Below are 25,046 nucleotides of genomic sequence, written 5' to 3' on the forward strand. Positions count from 1 at the left end.
ATGTCTGCATGATCCGCTCCCGCGCCCACCGCCCGTTCTTCGGCGATCTGCGATTCCTGATCGGCGTGGCGCTCGTGCTCGCATCGATCGCCGGCGTCTGGGTTCTGGTGTCGACCTCGCGTCAGACGGCTCCGGTCCTGCAGGCGACGAGAACGGTGCTTCCCGGCGAGACGATCAGCTCGGCGGAGCTGCAGGTCGTCGAGGTGGGGCTCGGCGCGCTGAGCGACTCGTATCTCGCTCCGCAGAGTCTGAAGCCGGGCGCCGTCGCGGTGCGCACCCTCACCGCCGGTGAGCTCGTGCCGCTCGCCGCGGTCGGCGACCCCGACGCCCTGCGCACGACGTCGGTCGTGATCCGCAGCACGGCCGTCCCCGCCGACGTGTCGGCCGGGGCGGTGGTCGAGCTGTGGCACGCGCCCCCGATCGACGAGGGGCGTGCGTTCGAGGAGCCGCGGATACTCGTCGCGGATGCGGTCATCGCGCGTGTCGCCGAAGAGGACGGGATGCTGGCTGGAGGGCGGATAGACGTCGAGGTCGTCGTCGACCGGGCCGATGTCGCGGATGTGCTGGCCGCGATCACCGGCGAGGACGCCATCTCGATCGTCCCGACGGGGGCCGGGTCATGATGAATCTGATCATCGTCGAAGACGGCTCCGATGCGGCGCTGCTCGCGAGCGATCTCGAGCTCGAGGGAGCGCAGGTCACTCTCGTGCGCCCCCATGACGTGCCGGCGCTGCACCTGGCGGGCGTCGATGCGCTGCTCATCCCGCCGATCCGCGCTCTACTGACGGCCGACCTGATCGGCGCCTGCGATCGCGCCGCCGTGCGCGTGGTGCCGGTCGGCACGGCGGACTCGCGGCTCGCCTCCCGCTTCGGCCTGCCGGCACCGCTGCCGTTCGACACACCCGCGGCGGGGGTGCTCGCCGCGATCACCGGCGGGGGTGCCACCGGCGGATCGTCCGCCGCCGGCCGGCCGCCGCGCGTGCTCGCGGTGTGGGGACCGCACGGCGCGCCGGGGCGCACCACGCTGGCCATCCAGCTCGCCGTGGAGCTGACCAGGGCCGGGCGTCGCACCGCACTGGTCGACGCCGACAGCGTCGCGCCGTCGATCGCGCTTCAGCTGGGGCTGGGAGATGAATCCCCCGGGCTCGCCGCGGCGTGCCGACGAGCGCAGCTCGGAAGTCTCGACGTCGCGGAGCTGTCCCGGCTCGCCGTGCCGGTCGAGACCTCGGCGGGAGTGCTCGATGTGCTCGGCGGGCTGAACCGTCCGAGCCGGTGGCCGGAGCTCGCGGCGTCGCGCCTGCGCGCGACGCTCGCCGTCGCCAGGGACTGGCAGGACGAGACCGTCGTCGATGTCGCCGCGACATTCGACGAAGACGACGATCAGCTCGGGCCCGAGGCGCCGCAGCGCCACGCGGCGACAGCCGCCGTGCTGCTCGAGGCCGATGTGGTGATCGCCGTGCTCGGCGCCGATCCGCTCGGTGTCAGCCGGTTCCTGCGCGGATACGCCGAGCTGCGCCACCTCGTCGGTGAGACACCGGTCACGGTCGTCGCCAACCGGGCCCGTCCCGGCCCGCTCGGCATCGACGCGAGAGGGCAGATCCGGCGCACGCTCAGTCGGTTCGCGGGAATCGACGACGTCGCCTTCGTGCCGCACGATCAGCGGGCGGCCGATTCCGCGGCGCTGCACGCGAGAGCGATCGCCGACGTCTCGCCCCGGTCTCAGCTGGTGAGCGCCGTGCGGCGCATCGCCGCCGGTCTCGGCGCCCGTACCGAGGTCACTGCCGGTAGCTCGAGAGGAAGTTCCCGAGGCGCTCGATCGCCTCGCTGAGCACGCGCGCCTCCGGCAGCGTGACGACGCGCAGGTGGTCGGGTGTGGCCCAGTTGAATCCGGTGCCCTGCACGAGCAGGATCTTCTCGGACACGAGCAGGTCGTAGACGAGCTTCTCGTCGTCGCGGATCTCGTGCACCTCGGGGTCCAGTCGCGGGAAGGCGTACAGCGCCCCGGCGGGCTTCACGCAGCTGACGCCGGGAATCGCCTCCAGACCGCTCCAGGCGATGTCGCGCTGCTCGTGCAGCCGGCCGGTCGGCGCGATCAGCGAGTCGATCGACTGCACCCCTCCGAGCGCCGCCTGCACGGCGTACTGCGCCGGCACGTTGGGACACAGGCGGGTGGATGCCAGCAGCGTGATGCCCTCGAGGAACCCGCGGGCGTGCGACTTCGGCCCCGTGATGACCACCCACCCCGACCGGTAGCCGGCGACCCGGTAGGTCTTGGAGAGCCCGTTGAAGGTGAGGCAGAGCAGATCGGGGGCGAGCGTGGCGGTCGGGATGTGCTCGGCGTCGTCGAAGAGGATGCGGTCGTAGATCTCGTCGGAGAGCAGCAGCAGCTCGTTCTCGCGCGCGATCTGCACGAGGCCCTCGAGCACCTCCTTCGAGTACACGGCGCCGGTGGGGTTGTTGGGGTTGATGATGACGATCGCCTTGGTGCGCGGCGTCACCTTCGAGCGGATGTCCTCGAGGTCGGGCTGCCAGCCGTTCTCCTCGTCGCAGATGTAGTGCACCGGCGTGCCGCCGGCGAGCGAGGTCATGGCCGTCCACAGCGGGTAGTCCGGGGCGGGGATGAGCACCTCGTCGTCCTCGTCGAGCAGCGCCTGCATGACCATGGTGATCAGCTCGGAGACACCGTTGCCGAGGTACACGTCGTCGGGGTCGAAGCGCGGGAAGCCCTCGACCTCCTCGTAGCGGCTGACGACCGCTCGGCGAGCCGAGATCACGCCCTTGCTGTCGCTGTAGCCGTGCGCGGTCGGCAGAGCAGCGAGCATGTCGCGCACGATCTGGTGCGGTGCCTCGAAGCCGAAGGTCGCCGGGTTGCCGGTGTTCAGCTTGAGGATCTGATGCCCCTCGGACTCCAGGCGCGCCGCCTCGACAAGAGCCTTGCCGCGGATCTCGTAGAGAACGTTCCTCAGCTTCGACGACTGGTCAAGGGTACGGCGGGTCATTCCGCCAGGATACCGGCCGCGGCGTGTGCTGCTGACGCGGGCGGTGCTGGCCGCCCGCGTCAGTGCGCACTACTTCTTCTTCTTGCTCTGCGCCCGACGCTGCTCGCGGTTGCCGGCGGGCTGCTCATCGGCCTCCACCGACTGGCCGAATGCGCCGCGGGCGGAGGCGCGCGCGGTGGCCGCCTTCTGCACCTGGCCGCTCGCGTCTCGCACCTCGACGCCGCCGGCGTCGTCGGGCGCCGAGTACTCCAGCTTCTGCACGGGCTGCTCGTCGACCAGGCCCTTGGCCTCGACCTCGGTCTGGTCGTCGCCGGCGCGACGCACCTCGACCTCGAGGTTGAAGAGGTAGCCGACCGACTCCTCCTTGATCTGGCCCATCATCGCCTGGAACATCGCGTACCCCTCGCGCTGATACTCGATCAGCGGGTCGCGCTGCGCCATCGCCCTCAGACCGATGCCGTCCTTGAGGTAGTCCATCTCGTAGAGGTGATCGCGCCAGCGGCGGTCGAGCACCTGCAGCACGACCCGGCGCTCGAGCTCGCGCGTCGCGGCCTCGCCGAGCGTCTCCTCGCGCTTCTCGTACGCGATCCTCGCGTCGGAGAGCAGCTCGCGCTTGAGCCCCTCCGCGGTGATGGCGCCCTTGCGGTCTCCAGCCTCGGCGACGACCTCGTCGATCGTCACGTCCATCGGGTACAGCGTCTTCAGCTCCGCCCACAGAGAGTCGAAGTCCCAGCTCTCGGTGTGGCCGGCGCTCGTGTGGTCGTCGACGATCCCGCCGATCGCATCCTCGATGAAGTGCTGCACGCGGTCGGCGATGTCGTCGCCGTGCAGGATCTGACGGCGGTCGGCGTAGATGGCCTCACGCTGGCGGTTCAGCACGTCGTCGTACTTGAGCACGTTCTTGCGCATCTCGGCGTTGCGCGCCTCGACCTGCGACTGCGCACTGCGGATCGCACGGCTGACCAGTCCCGACTCGATCGGCACGTCGTCGGGGAAGTTGGTGCGGGCCAGGATCGCCTCGGCGGCACCCGACTGGAACAGACGCATCAGGTCGTCGGTGAGGCTCAGGTAGAAGCGGCTCTCGCCGGGGTCTCCCTGGCGGCCCGAGCGTCCGCGCAGCTGGTTGTCGATGCGGCGCGACTCGTGGCGCTCGGTGCCGAGCACGTACAGGCCACCCGCCTCGGTCACCTTGACGCCGTCCTCGGCGACCTGCTTCTTCATCGCCTCGTAGGTGTCGTCCCACGCGGCCTCGTACTCCTCGGGAGTCTCCTCCGGGTCGAGTCCCTTGGCCCTGAGCTCCTGCACGGCGAGGAACTCGGCGTTTCCGCCGAGCATGATGTCCGTGCCTCGACCGGCCATGTTCGTGGCGACCGTGACCGCGCCGAGCTTTCCCGCGAGGGCGACGATCTCGGCCTCACGCGCGTGGTTCTTGGCGTTGAGCACCTCGTGCTTGACGCCCTTCTTCGCGAGCAGGCGCGAGAGGTACTCGCTCTTCTCGACGCTCACCGTGCCGACCAGCACCGGCTGACCGGCCTGATGACGCTCGGCGATGTCCTCCACGACCTGCGCGAACTTCGCCTGCTCGTTCTTGTACACGAGGTCGGGCTGGTCCTTGCGGATCATCGGGCGGTTGGTCGGGATCGGAACCACGCCGAGCTTGTAGGTCGACATGAACTCCGCCGCTTCGGTCTCGGCGGTTCCGGTCATGCCGGCGAGCTTCTGGTACAGACGGAAGTAGTTCTGCAGGGTGACGGTGGCCAAGGTCTGGTTCTCGGCCTTGACCGGCACCGCCTCCTTGGCCTCGATGGCCTGGTGGATGCCTTCGTTGTAGCGGCGCCCGACGAGGATGCGGCCGGTGTGCTCGTCGACGATCATGACCTCGTCGTTCATCACGACGTAGTCGGTGTCGCGCTTGAACAGCGCGATGGCCTTGATCGAGTTGTTCAGGAACGAGATGAGCGGGGTGTTGGCCGACTCGTAGAGGTTGTCGATGCCGAGGTAGTCCTCGACCTTCTCGATGCCGGGCTCGAGGACGCCGATGGTGCGCTTCTTCTCGTCGACCTCGTAGTCGACGCCCGCCTCGAGCGTGCGGGCGATCTTGGCGAACTCGGTGAACCACCGGTTCGCCTCGCCGGAGGATGGTCCGGAGATGATCAGCGGCGTGCGGGCCTCGTCGATGAGGATCGAGTCGACCTCGTCGACGATCGCGAAGAAGTGCTCGCGCTGGACGAGGTCCTCCTTGCGCCACGCCATGTTGTCGCGCAGGTAGTCGAAGCCGAACTCGTTGTTCGTGCCGTACGTGATGTCGGCGGCGTACTGCTGGCGTCGCACCTCGGGGGTCTGGCCCGACACGATGGTTCCGGTCGTCATCCCCAGAGCGCGGTGCACGCGACCCATCAGCTCGGACTGATACGAGGCGAGGAAGTCGTTCACCGTGATGACGTGCACGCCCTTGCCGGCGATGGCGTTGAGGTACGACGGGAAGGCGGCGACGAGCGTCTTGCCTTCACCCGTCTTCATCTCGGCGATGTTGCCGAAGTGCAGCGCGGCACCCCCCATGATCTGCACGTCGTACGCGCGCATGCCCAGGGTGCGACGCGCGGCCTCGCGCACGGCGGCGAAGGCCTCGGGCATGAGCTGGTCGAGGGTCTCACCCTCGTCGAATCGCGCGCGCAGCTCGGCGGTCTCATTCCGCAGCTCGTCGTCGGTGAGCTTCTCGAAGTCGTCTTCGAGCGCGTTCACGGCCTTCGTGACCTGCTTGAGCCGACGGAGGATGCGTCCCTCGCCCGCGCGCAGCAGCTTCTCGAGAGGATTCGCCACGGATGTCTCCCTTGGATATACGTCCCGGAACAACGGTCTGCACCGGACATGCTTTGCCATGTTACCGGCGCGTGACCTGCGCACGCTGTGCACCCGCAGGTCGGTGCACGCTCACGGCGAACGGACACGCCGCGCGGGATCCCGCAGGCATCCGATGTTGCCGGATATGCATATACCGAGAAACGCAATACCGGCGCGGCCGGTCGAGGAGTCACATGTCCGTTCGCCAGAGCCTGCTCGCCATCCTCGACCAGGGGCGGTGCTACGGCTATCAGCTGCGCGCCGAGTTCGATCGCCGCACCGGCTCGACCTGGCCGCTCAACGTGGGCCAGATCTACAACACCCTCGAACGCCTCGAGCGCGACGGCCTCGTCGAGAGGGGCGCGACAGACGAGCGCGGGCACGTCTACTGGCAGATCACGCCCGCGGGGCGGGCAGAGGTGCGCGTCTGGCTGGATCGCCCGGTCGAGCGCGGACACGGCACCCGCGACGAGCTCGCCATCAAGCTGGCCGTCGCCGCCACCCTGCCCGGCGTCGACGTCTCGAGCGTCATCCGGCATCAGCGGACGGCGTCGCTCACGCAGCTGGAACGGCTGACCGGCGCCAGGCCCGCCGGCGTGGACCCGGGCGGCCCCGAAGAGCTCGCCCGGTCGCTGGTGGCCGATTCGATGATCTTCGCCGCCGAGGCCGAGGTGCGCTGGCTCGATCACATCGAGCAGCGTCTCAGCGAGCATCCGCAGCATGCGCTGCAGCTGGAGCTGTCGACCGAGCGCCCCAAGCGCGGTCGACCGGCGAAGGCTTCCGCCTGAGCGGCGGTCCGGCGCACGGTGTTCGCGACGGGCGCACCCGATGCACAGCACGCGCATCGGCCGACGACCGTAGGATCGTCACATGGCCGGATTCTGGGGCAGACGCAGACGTGAGAACGAGACGCTGGCAGCGCAGGACGCGGATCTCGCGCGCCGCGCCGAGCAGGCGCTGGTCGCGACGGACGAGCGCATCCGCACCACCTCCGACGAGCTCGCGTTCGCACAGGCCGAGCTCGGCGACTCGCTGACCGCCGACCTCGGCAACGCGCTGCGGTCGGTGCGCACGCATCTCGGTGAGGCGTTCCAGCTGCACCAGCTGAACCACGACGAGATCCCCGACACCGTCGAAGAGCTGCGCACCCGCAACGCGCGCATCGTGCAGCTGTGCGAGTGGGCCGAGAACCTCCTCGACGAGAAGACCGGCGAGCTGGCCGAGACGGTCGCGAAGGTGCGCCGGGCTCCGGAGATCATCGCCCAGGTGCGGCGGGATGCCGAATCCCTCGCGTCACGCATCCCCCAGGCGCGCGCGACCATCGAGCGCCTCTCATCGCGATACTCCGAGACCGCGATGCGGCGGATCGCCTCGTCGGGCGACGAAGGCGAGCAGCTGCTCGCCTTCGCCACGCACAGCGCAGACGTGTCCGAGCGTCGACGGGCGGCACGCCAGAACGAGGAGGCGAACCTCGCCCTCGAGACCGCGACCGAGGCCGTGCGCCGTGCCGGTGCCCTGCTGGATGCCGTCGAGGACTTCGAGATCCAGGCGCTGCGCGCCGAGTCCACCCTGGCCGACGTGGTCGCCGACTCCCGCGGCGACATCGTCGCGGCCCGCGACGCGCCGCAGACGCCGGAGGTCGCGAAGGCGACCGGCGAGCTCGAGGCCGCTCTGCTCGCGCTCGCACCGTCCGGCACGCGCAACGATCCGTTCGCCGAGCTCACCCAGCTGCGCGGCGCCAACACCGCTCTCGACGAGGCGATCGCGAAGGCGCAGTACCGTGCGCAGAACCCGCTCCCCTCCCTCGGTCACGTGCAGCACGCCCTCGATGACGCCGACCGCCAGCTGGGCGTGGCACGGGGACTCATCGCCGGGCATCGGGGCTGGATCGGCGCCGATGCGCGCACCCGGCTGGCCGAAGCCGAGCGCCTGCGCATGGACGTTCCCGCGATGCTGCCCGCGGAGGACACCCGCGAGCAGGCGCTGGCGGCCGCGCGGCGCGTGGCTCTGCTGGCATCCGAGGCGCTACAGCTCGCTCAGCGCGACATCGACTCGGCCCGCCCGCAGAACCAGGGCTGGGGCGGCGACAGCTGGGGCGGCGGCGGCGGACGCCGCGGCGGCATGGGCGGCGGCGACCTCATGGGCGGCGTCCTCGGCGGCCTGGTGATCGGCAGCATCCTGGACGGCATCTTCGACTAGCCCCTCGACGGGCTCACGGCCCTTCGGCAGTCTCAGGGACCAACACAGACAGAGGCGCCTTCCCCACCGGGAAGGCGCCTCTTCGCTGATCAGGAGGCGATCGCCTCCTCCGGCGGGGCTGCGGTGGTCAGCGAGATGACACCGTAGTCCCAGCCCTTGCGGCGGTAGACCACGCTCGGGTGGTCGGTGCGGGCGTCGACGAAGAGGAAGAAGTCGTGCCCGACCAGCTCCATGCGGTCGACGGCCTCTTCGACCGTCATCCACTCGGCATCGAAGTTCTTGGTGCGGATGACGACGGGCGAGTACTCCTCTTCCTCGTCGGCCTGCACGGGGATCGCGCCGGTCGCCACGGCGCGCAGCACCTCGACCGACGCCGGCTGCACATCGATGCCGGCGAGAGCGCCGCTCTCCTTCTCGAAGTGAGCGCCGCGGGGGTGATTGCGGCCGTCGATGCGCTTCTCCTTGGCGCGGCGCAGCTGCTCGGCGAGCTTGTCGAGCGCCAGGTCGAACGCGGCGAACTTGTCGGGATCGACCGCCTCCGCCCGGATCACCGGTCCCTTGCTGAGCAGAGTGAGCTCGACCGTCTCATCGGGGATCCGTCCGTTGCGATAGGCACGATGGGTGACCTTGATCTCGAGTCGCTGCGCCCGCGGGGCGAGCGTCTGGATACGGGCCGTCTTCTCTTCGACAACGGTGCGGAATCGATCGGAGATGCTCACTCCGACGCCGACGATGCTCGTTTCCATCACTGTCTCCTTGTCCCGGTCCGCCCGGCCAAGGGCGGACCGTGGTCGCCTTGTGAACACCTACGCTAGTCGCCGCGCACCGGCATGTCACTATCCGCTCGTCATGAGATGGCCGTGTCGCGCAGACGCGGTGTGGCTGCGAGCGCGACGGCGCACACGGGGGTGTATCCGGCGGCGCGCAGCGCCCGTGCCGCCTCGTCGAGTGTCGCGCCCGTGGTCACCACGTCGTCGACGATGACGACCTTCCCGTGCCCGCGGCGAGCGGCGCGCATGCTCGCCGTGACGTTGCGGGCGCGCGCCTCACGACCGAGCCCGCGCTGATCCCCCGTGCGCCGCGCGGACACCAGCAGCCGCTGCGCGGCGGCGCCGGCGCGCCGCACCAGCAGATCGGGCACCCGGTAGCCGCGCCGACGGAACGCCGCGCGGCTGGTCGGCACGGGCACGATCAGCGCGTCATGCGCAGTCGTGGACAGGATGCCCGCCAGCGCGGCTCCGAGCGGACGGGCCAGCATGGTCGCGCCGTCCTCCTTCAGGCGTCTGACCGCGCGCGCGGGGACACCCTCGTACCGCAGCGCGGCGTGCACGGCCATGCCCTGCGGGGTGTGCACCACCTGCGGCTCGGCGCGCAGCAGCATCCGGCATCCGTCGCACAGCAGAGTGCCGCTGCGGTCGCACCCGGGGCAGCTCGCGGCGAGCAGCAGCGCGAGGGCATCGCCGGCGATCCGGCGCGCGAGATCCGCATCCATGCTCCGACTGTGCCCGATCCCGCACGGACCGGATGCCCGCCAGCGCACGACCCGGGGAGAACCGGGCGGCACGGCATCCTGTGCAGGGCGAGTTAGTACCCGGCTCTGGTGCCGAGCACCCGCACGTCGGCGATCGCCTCCTGCCAGAACGACCCGCGCTTGGCGTACACCGATTCGTCGGTCGAGAGCACACGCACCCCGGTGACCGTCTTCGCCCCGGCGAGCGCGGCCGCCCCGGCCGGCGCCGACGACACCGTCGACGGGCCGCCGATCGTGTGCGTCGTCAGCGTCGGATCGGGTGTGGCGCTGAGCACCGCCACGGCGTCGGCACCGACCCACGACAGTCCCTGCACCGGTCCGGAGAGCTGCGCCGCATCGAAGTAGGGCGCACCGAGGCTGACCGGACGCTGCTCCTCGTCGCGGATGACGGACGCGACGACGAGGCGGCGCTCACCGCCGGAGCTGACGATCGCGGCGACCCGCGCGCCGTCGGCCGACACGCGCAGCTGGTCGATGGCATCCGCCGACGGCCACGCGTCGGCGACCGTCGACGGCCTCGCCTGCGCGGTCGAGACCTGCACCGCGGCGGGGTTGGAGGTCGGCACCGTCCAGATCAGCCCGAACGGATCCACCGACGGGGCGATCAGCCCGCTGCGACCGTCGACCTGGTTCGTGTGGCCGTCGCTCACCGCGAACACCCGGCCGTCCCGCAGCTGCACCGAGGCCAGCTGCGCATCGGCCGAGACGTCGATGGCAGCGATCGGGTCGACGATCTTCGCGATCTGCGCGGTGAGGCCGCTGACCGGGGCGATCTTGCCGCCCGACGTGGCAGTGCCGAACATCTCGTCGCCGAGCACCAGCACGCCCGGGTCGATGATCGGGTCGTCGACGGTGATGCGACCGGCGTCGAGCGGCACTCCGTCGACGAGCAGACGCACCTCGCTCACCCCCGATCCGTCGAGGCTCGCCTCGAGCTGGGTGCGCATCCGCGCCAGGTCGGTCGGCGAGGCAGACAGCGCCGCGCGGTTCAGTGGCACGGAGGCCACCTGCGACGCGTCGACAGTCACCGCGTCGCCGACCATCTCGACGTCGGACGAGAACGGCCGCACGGCCGGAGCGAGCCATTCGCTCGGCTCGCCCGAGATCAGCGCCCGCACCACCGTCGTCGCCATGGCGGCCCGGCGCGGGAACCAGCGTACATCGGGCACGAGATGGGTCCAGGTGGGATCGAAGTACTTCAGCGAGAACTTCTCGTAGACCTGCCCGAACGTCTCGATGTCGAGCGTGATGCCGTCGGGCGCCTCGGCGATGCGCCACTCGCCGCCCTTCTCGCGCACGAGCCGGTAGGTGGCGGTCGCCGCGCCGGTGTCGGCGCTGTAGGCGCCGGTGCCGTCGACGCTCGCGACCTGCCCGAGCGTGACGCTGACCTCCGCCGACGTCGCGTCCTCGTCATCCGACTCGGCCGTCGAGTCGTAGTCGCGGCCCTCGACCGACTTGTCGATCGTGACGCCGGCGTCGGGTTTCCAGGCGCTCTGGAAGTCGTCGGTGAGGAACTTCCGCGCTGTCCCCCACGAATCCGCCGGCGACATGGACGCGTCGAGGAAGCCCTCGACGATCCGGGCGGGGCCCGCCCCTGGCTCGGGATCCTCGGCGAGGAACGAGAACGGGGCCTCTTCGATCTCCTCCCCCACCGCGAGTCCGGCGTTGGGAGGGCCCGAGGTGGGCAGACCCGTGCAGCCTGCCAGCACGAGGGTGGCGGCGAGGGCTGCGGCGATCGCCGACAGGCGACGGATGCCGGTGCGCGAGCTCATGATGTCTGCCGTCCCTTCTCGCCGAGGTCGCGGCCACGACCGGACTCATCCTCTGGCGTGCTCGGCTCCGCCTCGTCGTGCACGCCGCGCAGGGTGATCGGCTCGGTGACGTCGACGACGTCGACGAAGCCCTCCGCCGGCTCCAGCGGGACGGGACCTCGGCCGATCTCGACGTCGGGGCCGCGCGGGATGGTCAGCACGAAGTTCGTGCCCACGCCGAGCTCCGACCACACCTCCAGCGTGCCGCGGTGCAGTCTGGCGTCGCCGAGCGCGATCGAGAGCCCCAGTCCCGTCCCGCCGATCGTGCGCTTGCGCGACGGGTCGGCCCGCCAGAACCTGTCGAACACGTGCTCGACGTCTTCGGGGCGCATGCCGAGTCCGAAATCCCGCACCCCGATCGCCACGGCGTGCTGATCGCTGTCGACGGTGATCACGATCGGCTCTCCCTCGCCGTGCTCGATCGCGTTGCCGATGAGGTTGCGCAGCACCCGGCGCACGCGGCGAGGATCCATGTCGACGGGCGAATAGCCGCCCGGCGCCACCAGTCGCAGCTCGGTGTCGTGGCCGGCGGCGAGCGGGCGCATCTGCTCGACCATCTCCTCGGCGAGCTGGGCGAGGCTGGTCGCCTCGACCTCGAGCTGCACCGATCCGGCGTCGTACCGGCTGATCTCGAGCAGATCCGCCAGCAGCGTCTCGAAACGCTGCACCTGGGTGTGCAGCAGCTCTGCGGTGCGGGCGGTGACCGGATCGAAATCGTCCCTGGTGTCGTTGATCATCTCGGCGGCCAGGCGGATCGTGGTCAGCGGCGTGCGCAGCTCGTGCGAGACGTCCGACACGAAGCGCTGCTGCACGAGCGAGAGCTCTGCGAGCTCTTTGATCTGACTCTGGATGCTGTCGGCCATCGCGTTGAACGAGCGCCCGAGGCTCGCGAGCTCGTCTTCGCCGTACACCGGCAGGCGCACCTCCAGATCGCCCCCCGCGAGACGCTCACTGGTCTCGGCCGCCTCGATGATCGGCGCGGACACCGAGCGCAGCACCAGCCACAGGATGCCGGTGATCAGCGCGACGAGCGTGATCCCGGCGAACCACAGCGTGCGCTGCACGAAGAGCAGGGTCTCGTCGGCGTCCGCCAGATCGTAGGCGATGTACACCTCGTAGGTGCCCACACCGCGGAACTCGAGCAGCTGGCCGACGACGATCCCCGCGGCGACGGTGCCATCCGCCTGGGGCAGAGCGATCGACTGCCAGGCCTGCCGGGTCGCCACCTGCTTCACGCGGGTGCGCAGCTCGTCGCTGAGCGCCAGCTGCGCTGACGAGTACTCGAGGCTGCGGAAGCCGGTCGGCGTGTAGCCGTCGCCCTGGGCCGAGGAGATGAACCCGACGATGCGGCTCGACGAGGCCGTCCGGCCCAGCACGCGCTGCGCTTCGCCCCACACCGCGGCGATCGTGGCGCGGTCATCGCCGGTCTGTCCTGAGTCGAGCTGCTTCTGCGCGGCCGACACCGCTGCTCGGGCGTTGTGCAGCGCTTCGTCCTTGCGCGATTCGAACAGGTCGCCGCGGATCACCAGGGCGATCACGACGCAGATGATGAAGATGGCGAGCGAGGTGAGCACCAGCGTGACCGCCGTGGCGCGGAACCGCATCGATGTGCGCCACAGGGCGGAGAGCACCTCGGGCCACCTGCGCGGCCCGCCCCAGAGCGCTGCGGTGACGCGCGTCGGAGGATTCACGGCCACGCTCGGACCTAGCCGACGCTGCCCGCGCGATAACCCACGCCGCGGACGGTCGTCACGATGCGGGGGTTGTCGGGGTCGAGCTCGACCTTCGCGCGCAGCCGCTGCACGTGCACGTTCACCAGGCGCGTGTCGGCCTTGTAGTGGTAGCCCCACACCTGCTCCAGCAGCATCTCGCGAGAGAAGACCTGCTGCGGCTTGGATGCCAGGGCGACGAGCAGCTGGAACTCGAGCGGTGTCAGCGCGATGGGTGCGGTGCCGCGGCGCACCTCGTGCGCGTCGACGTCGATCGTCAGGTCGCCGACCCGCAGCACCTCGGTCTCGGTCTGCGGTGCAGGCCGGAGACGGGTGCGGATACGTGCCACCAGCTCCTTCGGATTGAACGGTTTGACGATGTAGTCGTCGGCGCCGACCTCGAGGCCGCGCACGACATCCGCCGTGTCGGTGCGGGCGGTGAGCATGATGATGGGCACACCGGATTCGGCGCGGATGCGGGTGCAGATCTCGATGCCGTCCATTCCCGGCAGCATCAGGTCGAGCAGAACCAGGTCGGGGCGGCTGGAGCGCCACTCGTCGACCGCCAGCGCGCCGTCGGCGCAGAACAGCGCCTCGAAGCCCTCGGTGCGCAGCACGATCCCGATCATCTCGGCGAGCGCCGTGTCGTCGTCGACCACGAGGATACGAGAGGTCATGTTCCGCTCAGCCTCAGCTTTCTTCCCGGTGCGGCATCGGCAGCGCCCTGTGAGGCGGCTCGGATCAGCCTACTTGAGAATGCGCTGCACGCGCGGAGGCCGGCGCACGCGCCCCACCTTGGCGGTGTGCCACGATGGGAGGGCGCAGGGAGGGAGTGCGAATGAGCGGTCAGACCTGGACCCCCGCACCGAAGAAGAGTGCGATCCCGTTGCACCCGATGACATTCGGGATGATCCTGGGGCGATCGTTCAGCGCTCTGCGGCACAACCCGAAGGTGCTGTTCGGATTCGCCGTGGCCGTGCAGTTCGGCATCACTGCCATCGCCGTGGTCGTGATCGTGCTCGTCGCCGGCTTCTCAGCGGCGCGTATCGCGAGCGTGCCAGCCGGCTCCCCGGATCAGGGGCCGATCATCGCCGGCACCATCGCGATCAGCATCGTGGTCGGCATCGTGCTCACGCTCGCGAGCGTTGCCTTCACCTCGATCGTGCAGGGTCTCGTGGCCGCCGATGTGTCTTTCGCCGCGCTCGGCCGCAAGGCGCCGCTGCGGTCGCTGTGGTCGCGCGTGCGCCCCGCGTTCTGGCGACTGTTCGGCTATGCGCTGCTGCAGGGTCTCGCCGTGCTGCTCTGGATGCTCGCGGTCGCCGCCGCGGCGATCGCCATCATGGCCGGCAGCGACTTCTCGGGCGGCTCGATCGGGCTCGCGGTGGGGCTCGTCGTGCTGCTCGTGCTCGCGAGCATCCCGCTCGTGGTGTGGCTGGGCACGAAGCTGCTCGTGGTGCCCGCCGCCCTCGTGCTCGAGAGGGCACCGCTCGGCACGGCGCTCGTGCGCTCGTGGCGTCTCATCCGCGGTCGCTTCTGGCCTGCACTCGGTGTGATGTTCCTGATCGGCGCGATCATGGGGCTGGCAGCCCAGGTGGTCAGCGTGCCCGGCTCGATCATCTCGGGTGTGCTCGGCGGCGTCGTGGCGCCGTCAGGGTCACCCGATGAGAGCGAGGTGATCGCCGTCCTGACACTGACGATCCTGCCGCAGATCCTCGTGCTCGCCGTCCAGGCGATCACGCTCGTCGTGCAGGGCACCGGCGCGACCCTCATCTACCTCGACAGCCGCATGCGGTACGAGGGCCTGGATCAGACGCTGATCCGCTTCGTCGAGCGCAGCGCGCACGGCGCGGCCGACGCCGAACTCGGCGACCCGTACGCTGTCGATCCGGCACGCGCGGTGTCGAAGACTCCCCCACCCAAGCAGCAGGCTACGGCTTACGCCGGGTACCCGGCGGGCGCGTACGCCGGTCAGCCCTATGCGGGTCAGCCGTACGCCGGTCAGCCGTACGCGGGTCAGCCCTATGCGGGTCAGCCGTACACCGGCCAGCCGTATGCGGGTCAGCCCTATGCGGGCCAGCCGTACGCCGGACAGCCATACCCCGGCCAGCCCTACCCGGGACCGCAGCACCCGGCGCAGGCTCACCCGGCTCAGCCCTCCCCTGCTCAGCCCACCCCCTACCCGGCACAGCAGCCCCAGGCATCGCCTCCGGCGGCCCCGCCCGCGGCATCCTCCTCCGATGACTGGGCAGCGCCGGGCGGAGCCGGATGATCGCACTGCTCGCCGCCGCAGACGTGTTCGTCCCCGACGGCGCCGACGCGCGTCGGCGCGCGCAGGAGGAGCTGTCGAAGCCGGAATACCAGGCGGCGAAGCCGAACTGGTTCGACCAGCTCGCCACCGACGTCGCCGACTGGTTCTTCGGCCTGTTCGACGGCGAGGGCACCGGCGCCGTCGCCCCCCTGGCGCTCACGATCATCACGATCGTCGTCGTCGCCGCCGTGGTGGTCGCGCTCGTCCTCTGGGGGCGGCCCCGCTCGTCGCGGACGGTGCGCTCCCGCGCGGACCTGCTCGGAGAGAAGGACGACCGCACGGCGGCTCAGCTGCGCGCCGACGCCGAGCGCCGCGCGCGCGATGGCGACTGGGACGGCGCCGTCGTGCTGCGCTTCCGCGCCCTCGCCCGCGGGCTGCTCGAGCGCGACCTCATCGACCCCGCCCCTGGCGCGACCGCGCAGGGCATCGCTCGCGAGGCGGCTCCCGCGCTCCCGCAGCTCGCGGAGCCGCTGCACGCCGCCGCGACGCTGTTCGATGCGGTGCGGTACCTGGGCACGTCCGCGAGCGAGTCCGACTACCGTGCACTCGCCGCGACGGACGAGCGCATCAAGACGACCGCTCCGCACCTGCACGCCGGCACCGGGACGGTGCCCGCATGAGCTCCGCCGTCTCCCCGCCCGACACCCTCGGCAGCACCGCCGCCCCACCGCGACGCGGCCGGCGCGCCGACGTGCTCGGCTGGGTGTTCGTCGTCGCCCTGCTGGTCGGTATCGCACTGCTCTCACTGCGCCTGGTCACGACCGCACCTCCGCTCGAGGGCGTGCTCCATCCCGAGTCGCCGGCGCCGGGCGGTGCGAAGGCGGTCGCCGAGCTGGTGCGGCAGCAGGGCACCGAAGTCGAGGTGGTGCGCAGTCGCACGGCAGCCGCCGCCGCGCTCGATCCCGGCAGCACGCTCGTGCTGACCGACCCGGTCGCTCTCACCGACGACGCGGTGCTCGCCCTGCTCGACGACGCCGACCGCGTGGTGCTGCTCAGTACGAGCGCCCGCATGCTCGAGCTGCTCGACCTCGGCACCGGCACCGGCGGTCTCGGCGCGGTCGAGTCCGGCTGCGATCGCGCCGAGTTCGCCGACACGGGCACGGTCGAGACCGAGCGGATGTTCCAGCCCGCCGAAGGCGTCGACGGCTGCTTCCGTGGCGCAGACGGCGGCGGCGCGCTGCTGATCGCCGATCGCGACGGAACGCGGATCTCGTTCGTCGAGGCGACCCGCATGCTCTCCAACCGCCATCTCGCCGAGAACGGCAACGCCGCCCTCGGGCTCGCCCTGCTCGCGCAGACCGATCACGTGGTCTGGTACGTCGGATCGCTCGAGGACGGCGACCGAGTGGCCGACGATTCCGCGACCCTCGGCGAACTCACCCCCACGTGGCTCACGCCGGCCATCCTGCTCCTGCTCCTCGCCGGCATCACCGCGATCTGGTGGCGTGGAGCGCGCTTCGGCCCCCTGGTCTCGGAGTCGCTGCCCGTGACGGTGCGCGCGTCCGAGACCATGCACGGCCGGGCCCGCCTCACTGCCAAGGCCGCGGACGCCCCGCATGCCGCCGCCGCGATCAGAGCGGGCACGCGCGCCAGGCTCGCGCAGCGCCTAGCCCTCAGCCCGCGGGCGACAGACGTGGAAGTCGCGGATGCGGCATCCGACCGTCTCGGCGTGCCGCGCGGGGCGCTGCACGACCTGCTCGGCGGCGCCGCACCCGCCGACGACCGCGAGCTCGTCGAGCTCGCCAGACGACTCGCCGAACTCGAGACGGCGGTCATAGCCGCCCATACCGAAAGGACCCGCCCGTGAGCGATGAGAGCATCACCCCCACCGCGACGCTGGACGACGATGCGCTGCGCCAGGCGATGCACCGCGTGCGCACCGAGGTCGACAAGGCCGTGATCGGGCAGGCCGGCACGGTCACCGGACTGCTCGTCGCGCTGCTGGCCCGCGGCCACGTGCTTCTGGAGGGCGTGCCGGGAGTTGCGAAGACCCTCGTGGTGCGCAGCTTCGCACGCGCCGTCGGACTCGACACCAAGCGGGTGCAGTTCACCCCCGACCTCATGCCGGGCGACGTCACCGGCTCTCTCGTCTACGACGCCCGCACCGGCGAGTTCGAGTTCCGCGCGGGCCCCGTGTTCACCAACATCCTGCTCGCCGACGAGATCAACCGCACTCCTCCCAAGACGCAGGCCGCCCTGCTGGAGGCGATGGAAGAGCGTCAGGTGTCTGCCGACGGCATGAGCCGGCCGCTGCCGGATCCGTTCCTCGTCGCCGCCACGCAGAACCCCGTCGAGCACGAGGGCACGTACACGCTGCCCGAGGCGCAGCTCGACCGGTTCCTGATGAAGCTCGTGGTCGGGATGCCCGAGCGCGACGCGGAGGTCTCGGTGCTGCGGCTGCACGCGAGCGGGTTCTCGCCGCGCCTGCTCACCGGCGTGCAGGCCGCCGTGACCGCCGATGAGATCCGCGCCGCGCAGGACGCCGCGGCGCGCGTGCAGGTGAACGATGACGTGCTCGGGTACGTCGTCGACCTGGCGCGGGCCACCCGGCACTCACCCTCGGTCGAGCTGGGCGCCAGCCCCCGCGCGTCGACCGCACTGCTCGCGGCCGCCAAGGCCTGGGCCTGGCTGAACGCCTCGACGGCCGTGACGCCCGATCACGTGCAGACCATGCTCATGCCGGTGTGGCGTCACCGCCTGCAGCTGCGACCGGATGCCCAGATGGAGGGCGTCTCCCCCGACGCCGTGCTGCAGTCGGTGGTGCAGCAGACCCGAGTGCCGATCTGACATGTTCGTCACCGCCCTGCTCGCCCCGCTGATCGCGCTGGGTGTCGTGCCGACCGCGCTGCTCGGCGCTGCCGGTGCGCCGCCATGGGCGGTGTTCGGAGGCTGGATGCTGCTGTGCGTCGTGCTCGTGACGATCGACGTCGTGACCGCTCCTGACCCGCGTGCGCTGATCGTCACCCGGTCGATCCCCGCGCGGGCGCGACTGGGCGAGCCGGTGCAGACCAGCGTCGCCGTGCAGAACGTCGGCGGTCGCACGCTCCGCGGGCAGCTGCGCGACGCCTGGCAGCCGACCGCAGGCGCTTCGGACGAGCGCGTGCCGCTCAGCATCCCGGCGGGCGAGCGTCGCCGCTTCGAGGTGCCGCTGCTGCCGCGACGCCGCGGCGAGCTGGTCAGCGAGTTCGTCGTGGTGCGCTCGCGCGGACCTCTGGGGCTCGCCGGACGACAGACGCGGCACGACGTGCGGGGGGCGCTGCGCGTGCTGCCCGCGTTCAGCTCACGCAAGCACCTGCCGTCGCGCCTCGCCCGACTGCGCGAGCTCGACGGGAACACCTCCATCCAGGTGAGGGGCCAGGGCACCGAATTCGATTCGCTGCGCGAGTATGTGCGCGGCGACGACATCCGCTCCATCGACTGGCGGGCCACCGCACGAGCAGGCACCACCATGCTGCGCACCTGGCGCCCGGAGCGCGACCGCCAGGTCGTGATCCTGATCGACACCGGCCGCACCGCCGCCGCGCGCGTCGGCGACAGCACCCGGCTCGACGCCTCGCTCGAGGCCGCTCTGCTGCTCTCCGCCCTGGCCGCGCGTGCGGGCGACCACATCAACCTGCTCATGTACGACCGGGCGACCCGCGCACGCGTCACCGGGGTCGAGGGCGCCGCCCTTCTGCCGGCGCTGACCGACGCGATGGCACCGGTGCACGCGCGCCTGGTCGACACCGACTGGGCCGGCGCGTTCGCCGCGATCCGCACGCTCACCACGCGGCCGTCGCTGATCGTCGTGCTCACCGCGCAGGACGCGGCGGAGACCGCCCGGGGCTTCCTCGGGGCGTTCCCCGCCGCCTCTCGGGCGACGACCGTGCTGGTCGGCTCGGTGACCGACGAGTCGATCGGGGACCTCGCCCGGCGACGGGAGTCGAGAGCCGACGTCTACCTCGCCGCCGCGGCCGAGCAGACGATGGCCGATGCGCAGGTCGTCGCCGACGCCATCCGTCGCGCCGGTGGGGAGGCGATCGCTGCGGATCCCGAGCAGCTGCCGCCGCGCATCGCCGACCGCTACCTGGAGCTCAAAGCCGCGGGACGTCTGTGACGCGCTGACCCGACGCATTCGCTTTTCTGACTCATTCAGAATAAGATTGGGGGCATGCCCCCCTCCGACACCGCTGCCCAGCAGCGCCTGCGCGATGCCGGACTGCGCGTCACCGTGCAGCGGATCCGTGTGCTCGAGGCTCTCGCCGCACGGCCGCACGCTTCGGCGGACATCGTCTTCACCGGCATCCGCGAGGCACTCCCCGGCATCGCGCTGGCGACGGTCCACGGCATCCTGAACGACCTCACCGACGCCGCCATCGTGCAGCGCGTCAACCTGCCCGACGTCGGCAGCGCGCTGTACGAGCTGCGCAGCGACGACAATCACCACCACGTGCAGTGCGTCGGCTGCGGGCGCGTCGAAGACGTCGCCTGCGCGATCGGCGCAGCCCCCTGCCTGCACCCCTCCCACGACCACGGCATGCGAATCCTCGAAGCCGCGGTCACCTACCGAGCCCTCTGTCCCGAATGCGAAAGGAACGGCAATGGCTGACAAGCCCGCAACCACCACCCAGACAGGAACTCCGGTCGCGAGTGACGCGCACTCGCTGACCGTGGGCGCCGATGGCGTCACGGCGCTGCACGACCGGTACCTGGTCGAGAAGCTCGCCTCGTTCAACCGCGAGCGCGTGCCGGAGCGCAACCCGCACGCCAAGGGCGGCGGCGCGTTCGGCGAGTTCGAGGTCACCGAGGACGTCTCGGCATACACCCGCGCGGCCGTCTTCCAGCCCGGCGCGAAGAGCGAGACGCTGCTGCGCTTCTCGTCCGTCGCCGGCGAGCAGGGCTCGCCCGACACCTGGCGCGACGTCCGCGGCTTCTCGCTGCGCTTCTACACCACCGAGGGCAACCTCGACATCGTCGGCAACAACACCCCGACCTTCTTCCTGCGCGACGCGATGAAGTTCCCCGACTTCATCCACTCGCAGAAGCGCCTCGGCGCCTCCGGTCTGCGCAACGCCGACATGCAGTGGGACTTCTGGACCCTCTCCCCCGAGTCGGCCCACCAGGTCACCTATGTGATGGGCGACCGCGGCCTGTCGCGCTCGTGGCGCCACCTCAACGGCTACGGCTCGCACACCTACCAGTGGGTCAACGCAGCCGGAGAGCGCTTCTGGGTGAAGTACCACTTCCTCTCCCACCAGGGTGTGGAGCGCATGTCGGCCGGCGAGGCCGAGCGCATCGCCGGTGAGGACGCCGACTACTACCGTCGCGACCTGTACGAGGCGATCGAGCGCGGCGACTTCCCCAAGTGGGACGTGCACGTGCAGATCATGCCGTACGAAGAGGCGAAGACCTACCGCTATAACCCATTCGACCTCACCAAGACGTGGTCGAAGAAGGACTACCCGCGCATCAAGGTGGGCACGTTCACGCTCAACCGCAACCCGCAGAACTTCTTCGCCGAGATCGAGCAGGCGGCCTTCTCGCCCGGCAACCAGGTTCCCGGCACCGGCATCTCGCCCGACAAGATGCTCATGGCGCGCGTGTTCTCGTACTCCGACGCGCAGCGCTACCGCATCGGCGCGAACTTCAACCAGCTGCCGGTGAACCAGCCGCACGCGGCCCAGGTGCGCAACTACATGCACGAGGGTCAGATGCAGTACCACTACGCCCCCGCCGAGCACCGGGTGTACACCCCGAACTCGTACGGTGCCGCAGGCGGCCCCGAGGCCGACCCGCTGCTGGGCGTCGAGGCGAGCTGGGAGTCCGACGGCGAGCTGGTGCGCTCTGCGGCCACGCTGCGCGAGGATGACGGCGACTTCGTCCAGGCGAGCATCCTCTACCGCGAGGTGTTCGACGACGAGGCGCGCGAGCGATTCGTGCAGACCCTCGTCGGCCAGTACAACGGACTGACCGTTCCCGCCATCCAGGAGCGCTTCTTCTGGTACTGGGGCCAGGTCGACCAGGACCTCGAAGCCCAGCTGCGTGCGCTCGCGGGTGCACCGATCGGTGAGCCCGAGCCGATCGGCATCGGCGAGTAATCCGGCTCACGCGCACACGAGGCCCCTTCATCCCCGCGATGGAGGGGCCTCGGCGTGTGCCGGCACGGCTGGCATCGCGATGCGGGATCATCGAAGGACGATCCGGCGCGAGGCCGGCATGATGAGGAGAACCGGCATGACCGAACCCCGCACGTCCGTCGCAGCCGCGGCCGCCTCCCGCAGCGCCCGGCTCACCGCCGAGGGCTTCGGCTCGTTCCTGATCGTGTTCATCGGCGTCGGAGCGTCGCTGTTCACCGCCACGCTGTTCGCCGATCCCGGGGCGGGGTCGGCGGTCAACCTGACGGTCGCGCTCGCATTCGGCATCGCGCTGCTCGCCGCCTTCACCTCGTTCGCGGGAATCTCGGGCGGGCACTTCTCCCCCGCCGTGACCATCGGCGCCGCAGCCGCGGGCCGTCTGGCATGGCGCGATGCGCTGCCGTACGTGCTCGCCCAGGTCGTCGGCGGCGTGATCGCGTCGACGGCGCTCATCGTCGTCGGCCTGTTCGGCCCCGAACGCTGGCTGGAGCGAGTCCAGGATGCCGGGTTCGCGAGCACCGGCTGGGGCACGCTCTCACCCGGCGGCTTCGGGATGCCCGCGGCGATCGTCATCGAGGTCGTCCTCACCGCCCTGCTCGTGCTGGTGTTCCTCAGCGTGACGCACCCCGAGCGCCGCGCCGCAGCGGGCGGCGTGGCGATCGGCCTCACCTTCGCCGCCATCCAGTTCGTCGCCATCCCGGTCGCCGGGGGTGCCGCGAACCCGGCGCGCTCCATCGCCACCGCCATCTACGGCGGGATCGGCCCGCTCGCCCAGCTCTGGGTGTTCCTCGTCTTCCCCGCCCTCGCAGCGGCGGCCATCGGGGTCGCCTACCGTGCGCTGTTCGACGGCACGGTCGAGTCCGACGGCACGGTCGACGGGGGCGCGACTGACGCGGGCTCGACCCCGCTCACCCCGCGGTGAGTGTCGGCGTGCCCGCTTCGTACTCGACGAGGTCGCCGCTCTCGCCGCGGCGCGCGGCACGTCGGCCGATGACGAGCATGTAGAACAGGAACGCGCCCAGAGCCAGCGCTCCGATGCCGATCTTCACCGGCCACGGCAGATCCGAGCCGGTGACGAAGCCCTCGACGAGGCCGGAGAGGAACAGCGCGAACACCAGACCGATCGCGACCGTGGCGAGCGATCGCCCGCCCGCCGCGAGCGATTCGGCTCTGGTCCGTCTTCCGGGGGCCGCCCACGCCCAGAAGATGTGCAGGCCGGCGGCGGCCGCGACGAAGATCGCGGTCAGCTCGAGCAGCCCGTGCGGCAGGATGTGCAGCAGCATCGTGTCGAGATGCCCGTAGGCCGACATCACCGCAGCCGCGACGCCGAGCCCGAAGGCGTTCTGGATCAGCATCCACACCGGCCAGATGCCGGTCACGCCGAACAGCACGCACTGCATGGCGATCCAGGCGTTGTTCAGCCACACCATTCCCGCGAACGACGCCATCGGGCCGTAGTAGTCGACGAAGTCCTCCTCGGCGTACTGCCTGAGCACGTCGGGCGGTCCCAGCGACGCGATTCGCGCCGGGTCACTGGCGATCCAGGCGCCCGTGATCGCGACCACGAGCACGAACGCGACCGCGATGATGCCGGTCGTCCAGCGGATCCGGTAAAGCGCCGCAGGCAGCTGCAGCGCGAAGAAGCGTCCGGCCTGTGCGAGAACGTTGTCGCTCGCCCCGGTGAATCGCAGCCGCGCGGCGGCGAGGATCGTCGACAGGTACGCGCCCTGCGGCGAGTCACCCACCGAGGTCTTCAGCTCGGCGAGATCGGCGGATGCCGCGCGGTATCGGATGATCAGCTCGTCGACCTCCGCGCCGCTCAGGCGCCGTCTGCGGCTCAGCGCATCGAGCCGTTCCCATTCCGGGCGGCGGGCGTCGGCGAGGGCATCGGCATCCACCTGATTTACTGTACTCATGTCTGCCACGATCACCGACGAGCAGGAGATCCTGTCCGGCGAGGCCGTCGCCATCGACGTGCAGCCGGTCGGCTTCGTGCTGCGCGCCGCCGGCGCACTGATCGACATGGTCATCGGGTTCGCGCTGTTCCTCGCCGTCACGTTCGTGCAGGTGTGGCTGATGAGCGAGGGCCTGCTGACCGAGCACACCTTCCGCATCCTGGTGATCTGCGCGGCGGTGCTGAGCTTCCTCGTGCTGCCGATCACCGTCGAGGTCGCGATGCGCGGCCGCAGCGTCGGCAAGCTCGCGGTCGGCGGACGGATCGTCCGCGTCGACGGCGGGGCGATCACCTTCCGGCACACGTTCATCCGCGCGCTCGTGGGCGTGCTCGAGGTGTACATGACTTTCGGTGGGGCGGCGGTGATCACCGGTGCGCTCACCGCGCGCTCGCAGCGCCTCGGGGATCTCGTCGCCGGGACCTACTCGCAGCGCGTGCGCACGCCCGCGCTGCCCTCGCATCAGCCGCACCTGCCGCCGTCGCTGCACGGGTGGGCGACCGTCGCCGACGTCGCCCGGATGCCCGATCGCCTCGCTCGGCGCATCTCCCAGTTCCTCGCCAACGCGCAGCGTCTGTCGCCCTCGGCGCGCGCGAGCGTCGCGCACGAACTCGCCCTCGAGGCGCAGCCGTACATCTCACCGCTGCCCGCCGTGACCCCCGAGGAGCTGCTGCGGGGCATCACGGTGCTGCGTCGCCAGCGCGAGCAGCGGGCGCTGGCCCTCGCCGATGAGCGAGCCGAGCGACTGAGCGGGCGGCGCATCGGCCTCTGACGAGAGGCCGATCAGCCGCACGTCGTCACGAGCGCATCGCCTCGTGGCGGATCACCAGCCATCCGGCGGGCACCGAGAGCCGGTCCGCATGCTGAGCGCACAGGTCGTGCGCGTGCGGGTCGCCACCGGGGCCGAGCGGACCGAGCGCGGCCATCTGATCGCCGTAGTCGAAGGTGAGCGTCGCGACCGCCTCGCGCGCACAGGCGACCTTCGAGCACAGCCGTTCGCCGACGGCCAGATACGCGTCGAGGCGCGGCCCTTCGTCGAGGCGCGGTGTTCGGTCATGGCGGAGTCGTTCGTCCATCGCGTCCACACTATGACCGGGTCGGGTGAGAGAGGTGCAGCCGCGCGGCAGCGCATAGACTTTCGGCATGCCCGGCCGACGCTCCTCCCCCGCACCGCGGCGCGGCGCACGTCACGGCCGCCACGGCCGCCTCGGGCGCAGTGAGGTCGTCCGACCACCCCTGCCCCCGCTCGACGGGCGACTCGACCGGTTCGAGATCACGGTCGGCAGCGCCGTCGAATACCTCCGCGGCACCTGGGAAGAGCTGCGCGAGGTCCGCTTCGAGATCGCCGCGATGCCCGCGCACGACCGCGCCGACGGCATCCCGCTCTGGCGCGCCGACCCGGCAGCCCAGCGCGTGACGCTGTACCGCGTGCCGATCGAGCGTCTGCTGCCGAAGGGGCACGACGACGCAGCGCACCGCCGCATGGCCGTCGAGAGCGCCGTGTTCCACGCGGCGGCGGAATATGTCGGGCGCGAGCCCTGGGAACTCGGACCCGACGGCCGCGACCACTGACCCTCGCCCGC

At 70.8% G+C, this 25,046-nt stretch carries 23 protein-coding genes; 14 read left to right on the top strand and 9 right to left on the bottom strand.

Annotated features, from left to right (window positions below; genetic code table 11):
* Nucleotides 1-8 precede the first annotated feature (8 nt).
* On the top strand, nucleotides 9-623 hold the full coding sequence (locus ACWGSM_RS03175; RefSeq protein ID WP_452321514.1) for an SAF domain-containing protein: 615 nt from the start codon (nucleotides 9-11) through the stop codon (nucleotides 621-623).
* Nucleotides 620-1,828 carry an AAA family ATPase gene (locus ACWGSM_RS03180; RefSeq protein ID WP_452321515.1) on the top strand — a complete coding sequence of 403 codons (1,209 nt, stop codon included), beginning with the start codon at nucleotides 620-622 and terminating at the stop codon, nucleotides 1,826-1,828. The genes ACWGSM_RS03175 and ACWGSM_RS03180 overlap by 4 nt, the downstream gene beginning before the upstream one ends.
* On the opposite strand, the gene ACWGSM_RS03185 is transcribed toward ACWGSM_RS03180, so the two are convergent.
* Together ACWGSM_RS03185 and secA are read right to left on the bottom strand one after the other, a co-directional pair.
* Nucleotides 1,776-2,999 carry a pyridoxal phosphate-dependent aminotransferase gene (locus ACWGSM_RS03185; protein ID WP_452321516.1) on the bottom strand — a complete coding sequence of 408 codons (1,224 nt, stop codon included), beginning with the start codon at nucleotides 2,997-2,999 and terminating at the stop codon, nucleotides 1,776-1,778. The two genes, ACWGSM_RS03180 and ACWGSM_RS03185, sit on opposite strands and share 53 nt — an antisense overlap.
* 69 nt (nucleotides 3,000-3,068) lie before the next feature.
* Complete coding sequence (secA, locus tag ACWGSM_RS03190; RefSeq protein ID WP_452321517.1) at nucleotides 3,069-5,819, bottom strand: preprotein translocase subunit SecA; 2,751 nt, start codon at nucleotides 5,817-5,819, stop codon at nucleotides 3,069-3,071.
* 215 nt (nucleotides 5,820-6,034) lie between these two features.
* Here secA and ACWGSM_RS03195 point away from each other — a divergent pair, with 215 nt between their 5' ends.
* Complete coding sequence (locus tag ACWGSM_RS03195; RefSeq protein ID WP_452321518.1) at nucleotides 6,035-6,628, top strand: PadR family transcriptional regulator; 594 nt, start codon at nucleotides 6,035-6,037, stop codon at nucleotides 6,626-6,628.
* An 82-nt stretch (nucleotides 6,629-6,710) separates the two neighbouring features.
* Nucleotides 6,711-8,039 carry a hypothetical protein gene (locus tag ACWGSM_RS03200; protein ID WP_452321519.1) on the top strand — a complete coding sequence of 443 codons (1,329 nt, stop codon included), beginning with the start codon at nucleotides 6,711-6,713 and terminating at the stop codon, nucleotides 8,037-8,039.
* 89 nt (nucleotides 8,040-8,128) lie between these two features.
* On the opposite strand, the gene hpf is transcribed toward ACWGSM_RS03200, so the two are convergent.
* From hpf to mtrA, 5 genes are all read right to left on the bottom strand, one after another.
* Complete coding sequence (gene hpf / locus ACWGSM_RS03205) at nucleotides 8,129-8,785, bottom strand: ribosome hibernation-promoting factor, HPF/YfiA family (protein WP_452321520.1); 657 nt, start codon at nucleotides 8,783-8,785, stop codon at nucleotides 8,129-8,131.
* Between the two features lie 101 nt (nucleotides 8,786-8,886).
* Nucleotides 8,887-9,531: a ComF family protein gene (locus tag ACWGSM_RS03210; protein WP_452321521.1), complete on the bottom strand. Its 645-nt coding sequence runs from the start codon at nucleotides 9,529-9,531 to the stop codon at nucleotides 8,887-8,889.
* A 92-nt stretch (nucleotides 9,532-9,623) separates the two neighbouring features.
* Nucleotides 9,624-11,342 (bottom strand): LpqB family beta-propeller domain-containing protein, encoded by a 1,719-nt coding sequence (locus tag ACWGSM_RS03215; protein WP_452321522.1) that lies wholly within the window; start codon nucleotides 11,340-11,342, stop codon nucleotides 9,624-9,626.
* On the bottom strand, nucleotides 11,339-13,078 hold the full coding sequence (mtrB, locus tag ACWGSM_RS03220; protein ID WP_452321523.1) for an MtrAB system histidine kinase MtrB: 1,740 nt from the start codon (nucleotides 13,076-13,078) through the stop codon (nucleotides 11,339-11,341). The genes ACWGSM_RS03215 and mtrB overlap by 4 nt, the downstream gene beginning before the upstream one ends.
* 8 nt (nucleotides 13,079-13,086) lie before the next feature.
* Nucleotides 13,087-13,767, bottom strand: coding sequence for an MtrAB system response regulator MtrA (gene mtrA / locus ACWGSM_RS03225; RefSeq protein WP_313357822.1), 681 nt, complete (start codon nucleotides 13,765-13,767; stop codon nucleotides 13,087-13,089).
* Between the two features lie 161 nt (nucleotides 13,768-13,928).
* On the opposite strand from mtrA, the gene ACWGSM_RS03230 reads away from it, so the two are divergent.
* The 8 genes from ACWGSM_RS03230 (at nucleotide 13,929) to ACWGSM_RS03265 (ending at nucleotide 22,433) form a co-directional block, all read left to right on the top strand.
* Nucleotides 13,929-15,359 (top strand): glycerophosphoryl diester phosphodiesterase membrane domain-containing protein, encoded by a 1,431-nt coding sequence (locus tag ACWGSM_RS03230; RefSeq protein WP_452321524.1) that lies wholly within the window; start codon nucleotides 13,929-13,931, stop codon nucleotides 15,357-15,359.
* Complete coding sequence (locus tag ACWGSM_RS03235) at nucleotides 15,356-16,018, top strand: DUF4129 domain-containing protein (RefSeq protein ID WP_452321525.1); 663 nt, start codon at nucleotides 15,356-15,358, stop codon at nucleotides 16,016-16,018. The genes ACWGSM_RS03230 and ACWGSM_RS03235 overlap by 4 nt, the downstream gene beginning before the upstream one ends.
* Nucleotides 16,015-17,205 (top strand): DUF4350 domain-containing protein, encoded by a 1,191-nt coding sequence (locus ACWGSM_RS03240; RefSeq protein WP_452321526.1) that lies wholly within the window; start codon nucleotides 16,015-16,017, stop codon nucleotides 17,203-17,205. The genes ACWGSM_RS03235 and ACWGSM_RS03240 overlap by 4 nt, the downstream gene beginning before the upstream one ends.
* 56 nt (nucleotides 17,206-17,261) lie before the next feature.
* Nucleotides 17,262-18,185 (top strand): AAA family ATPase, encoded by a 924-nt coding sequence (locus ACWGSM_RS03245; protein WP_452321591.1) that lies wholly within the window; start codon nucleotides 17,262-17,264, stop codon nucleotides 18,183-18,185.
* Between the two features lies 1 nt (nucleotide 18,186).
* Nucleotides 18,187-19,494, top strand: coding sequence for a DUF58 domain-containing protein (locus ACWGSM_RS03250; protein ID WP_452321527.1), 1,308 nt, complete (start codon nucleotides 18,187-18,189; stop codon nucleotides 19,492-19,494).
* A 54-nt stretch (nucleotides 19,495-19,548) separates the two neighbouring features.
* Entirely contained in the window at nucleotides 19,549-19,986 is a 438-nt protein-coding gene (locus ACWGSM_RS03255) for a Fur family transcriptional regulator (protein ID WP_452321528.1), read from the top strand.
* Nucleotides 19,979-21,475 (top strand): catalase, encoded by a 1,497-nt coding sequence (locus ACWGSM_RS03260; RefSeq protein ID WP_452321529.1) that lies wholly within the window; start codon nucleotides 19,979-19,981, stop codon nucleotides 21,473-21,475. Before ACWGSM_RS03255 ends, ACWGSM_RS03260 begins: the two co-directional genes overlap by 8 nt.
* A gap of 136 nt (nucleotides 21,476-21,611) precedes the next feature.
* Nucleotides 21,612-22,433, top strand: coding sequence for an aquaporin (locus ACWGSM_RS03265; RefSeq protein WP_452321530.1), 822 nt, complete (start codon nucleotides 21,612-21,614; stop codon nucleotides 22,431-22,433).
* On the opposite strand, the gene ACWGSM_RS03270 is transcribed toward ACWGSM_RS03265, so the two are convergent.
* Nucleotides 22,420-23,409, bottom strand: coding sequence for a stage II sporulation protein M (locus ACWGSM_RS03270; protein ID WP_452321592.1), 990 nt, complete (start codon nucleotides 23,407-23,409; stop codon nucleotides 22,420-22,422). The genes ACWGSM_RS03265 and ACWGSM_RS03270 overlap by 14 nt on opposite strands.
* Before the next feature lie 16 nt (nucleotides 23,410-23,425).
* Here ACWGSM_RS03270 and ACWGSM_RS03275 point away from each other — a divergent pair, with 16 nt between their 5' ends.
* The gene (locus ACWGSM_RS03275; RefSeq protein WP_452321531.1) at nucleotides 23,426-24,235 is read left to right on the top strand and encodes an RDD family protein; all 810 of its coding nucleotides are present in this window, start codon (nucleotides 23,426-23,428) and stop codon (nucleotides 24,233-24,235) included.
* Between the two features lie 25 nt (nucleotides 24,236-24,260).
* On the opposite strand, the gene ACWGSM_RS03280 is transcribed toward ACWGSM_RS03275, so the two are convergent.
* Nucleotides 24,261-24,539 (bottom strand): DUF3499 family protein, encoded by a 279-nt coding sequence (locus ACWGSM_RS03280; RefSeq protein ID WP_452321532.1) that lies wholly within the window; start codon nucleotides 24,537-24,539, stop codon nucleotides 24,261-24,263.
* A 67-nt stretch (nucleotides 24,540-24,606) separates the two neighbouring features.
* Between ACWGSM_RS03280 and ACWGSM_RS03285 the strand changes: the two genes are divergently transcribed.
* Nucleotides 24,607-25,035 (top strand): hypothetical protein, encoded by a 429-nt coding sequence (locus ACWGSM_RS03285; protein WP_452321533.1) that lies wholly within the window; start codon nucleotides 24,607-24,609, stop codon nucleotides 25,033-25,035.
* The last annotated feature ends 11 nt before the right edge of the window (nucleotides 25,036-25,046 follow it).

It is taken from the genome of Microbacterium sp. NPDC055521 (genome assembly GCF_053619695.1).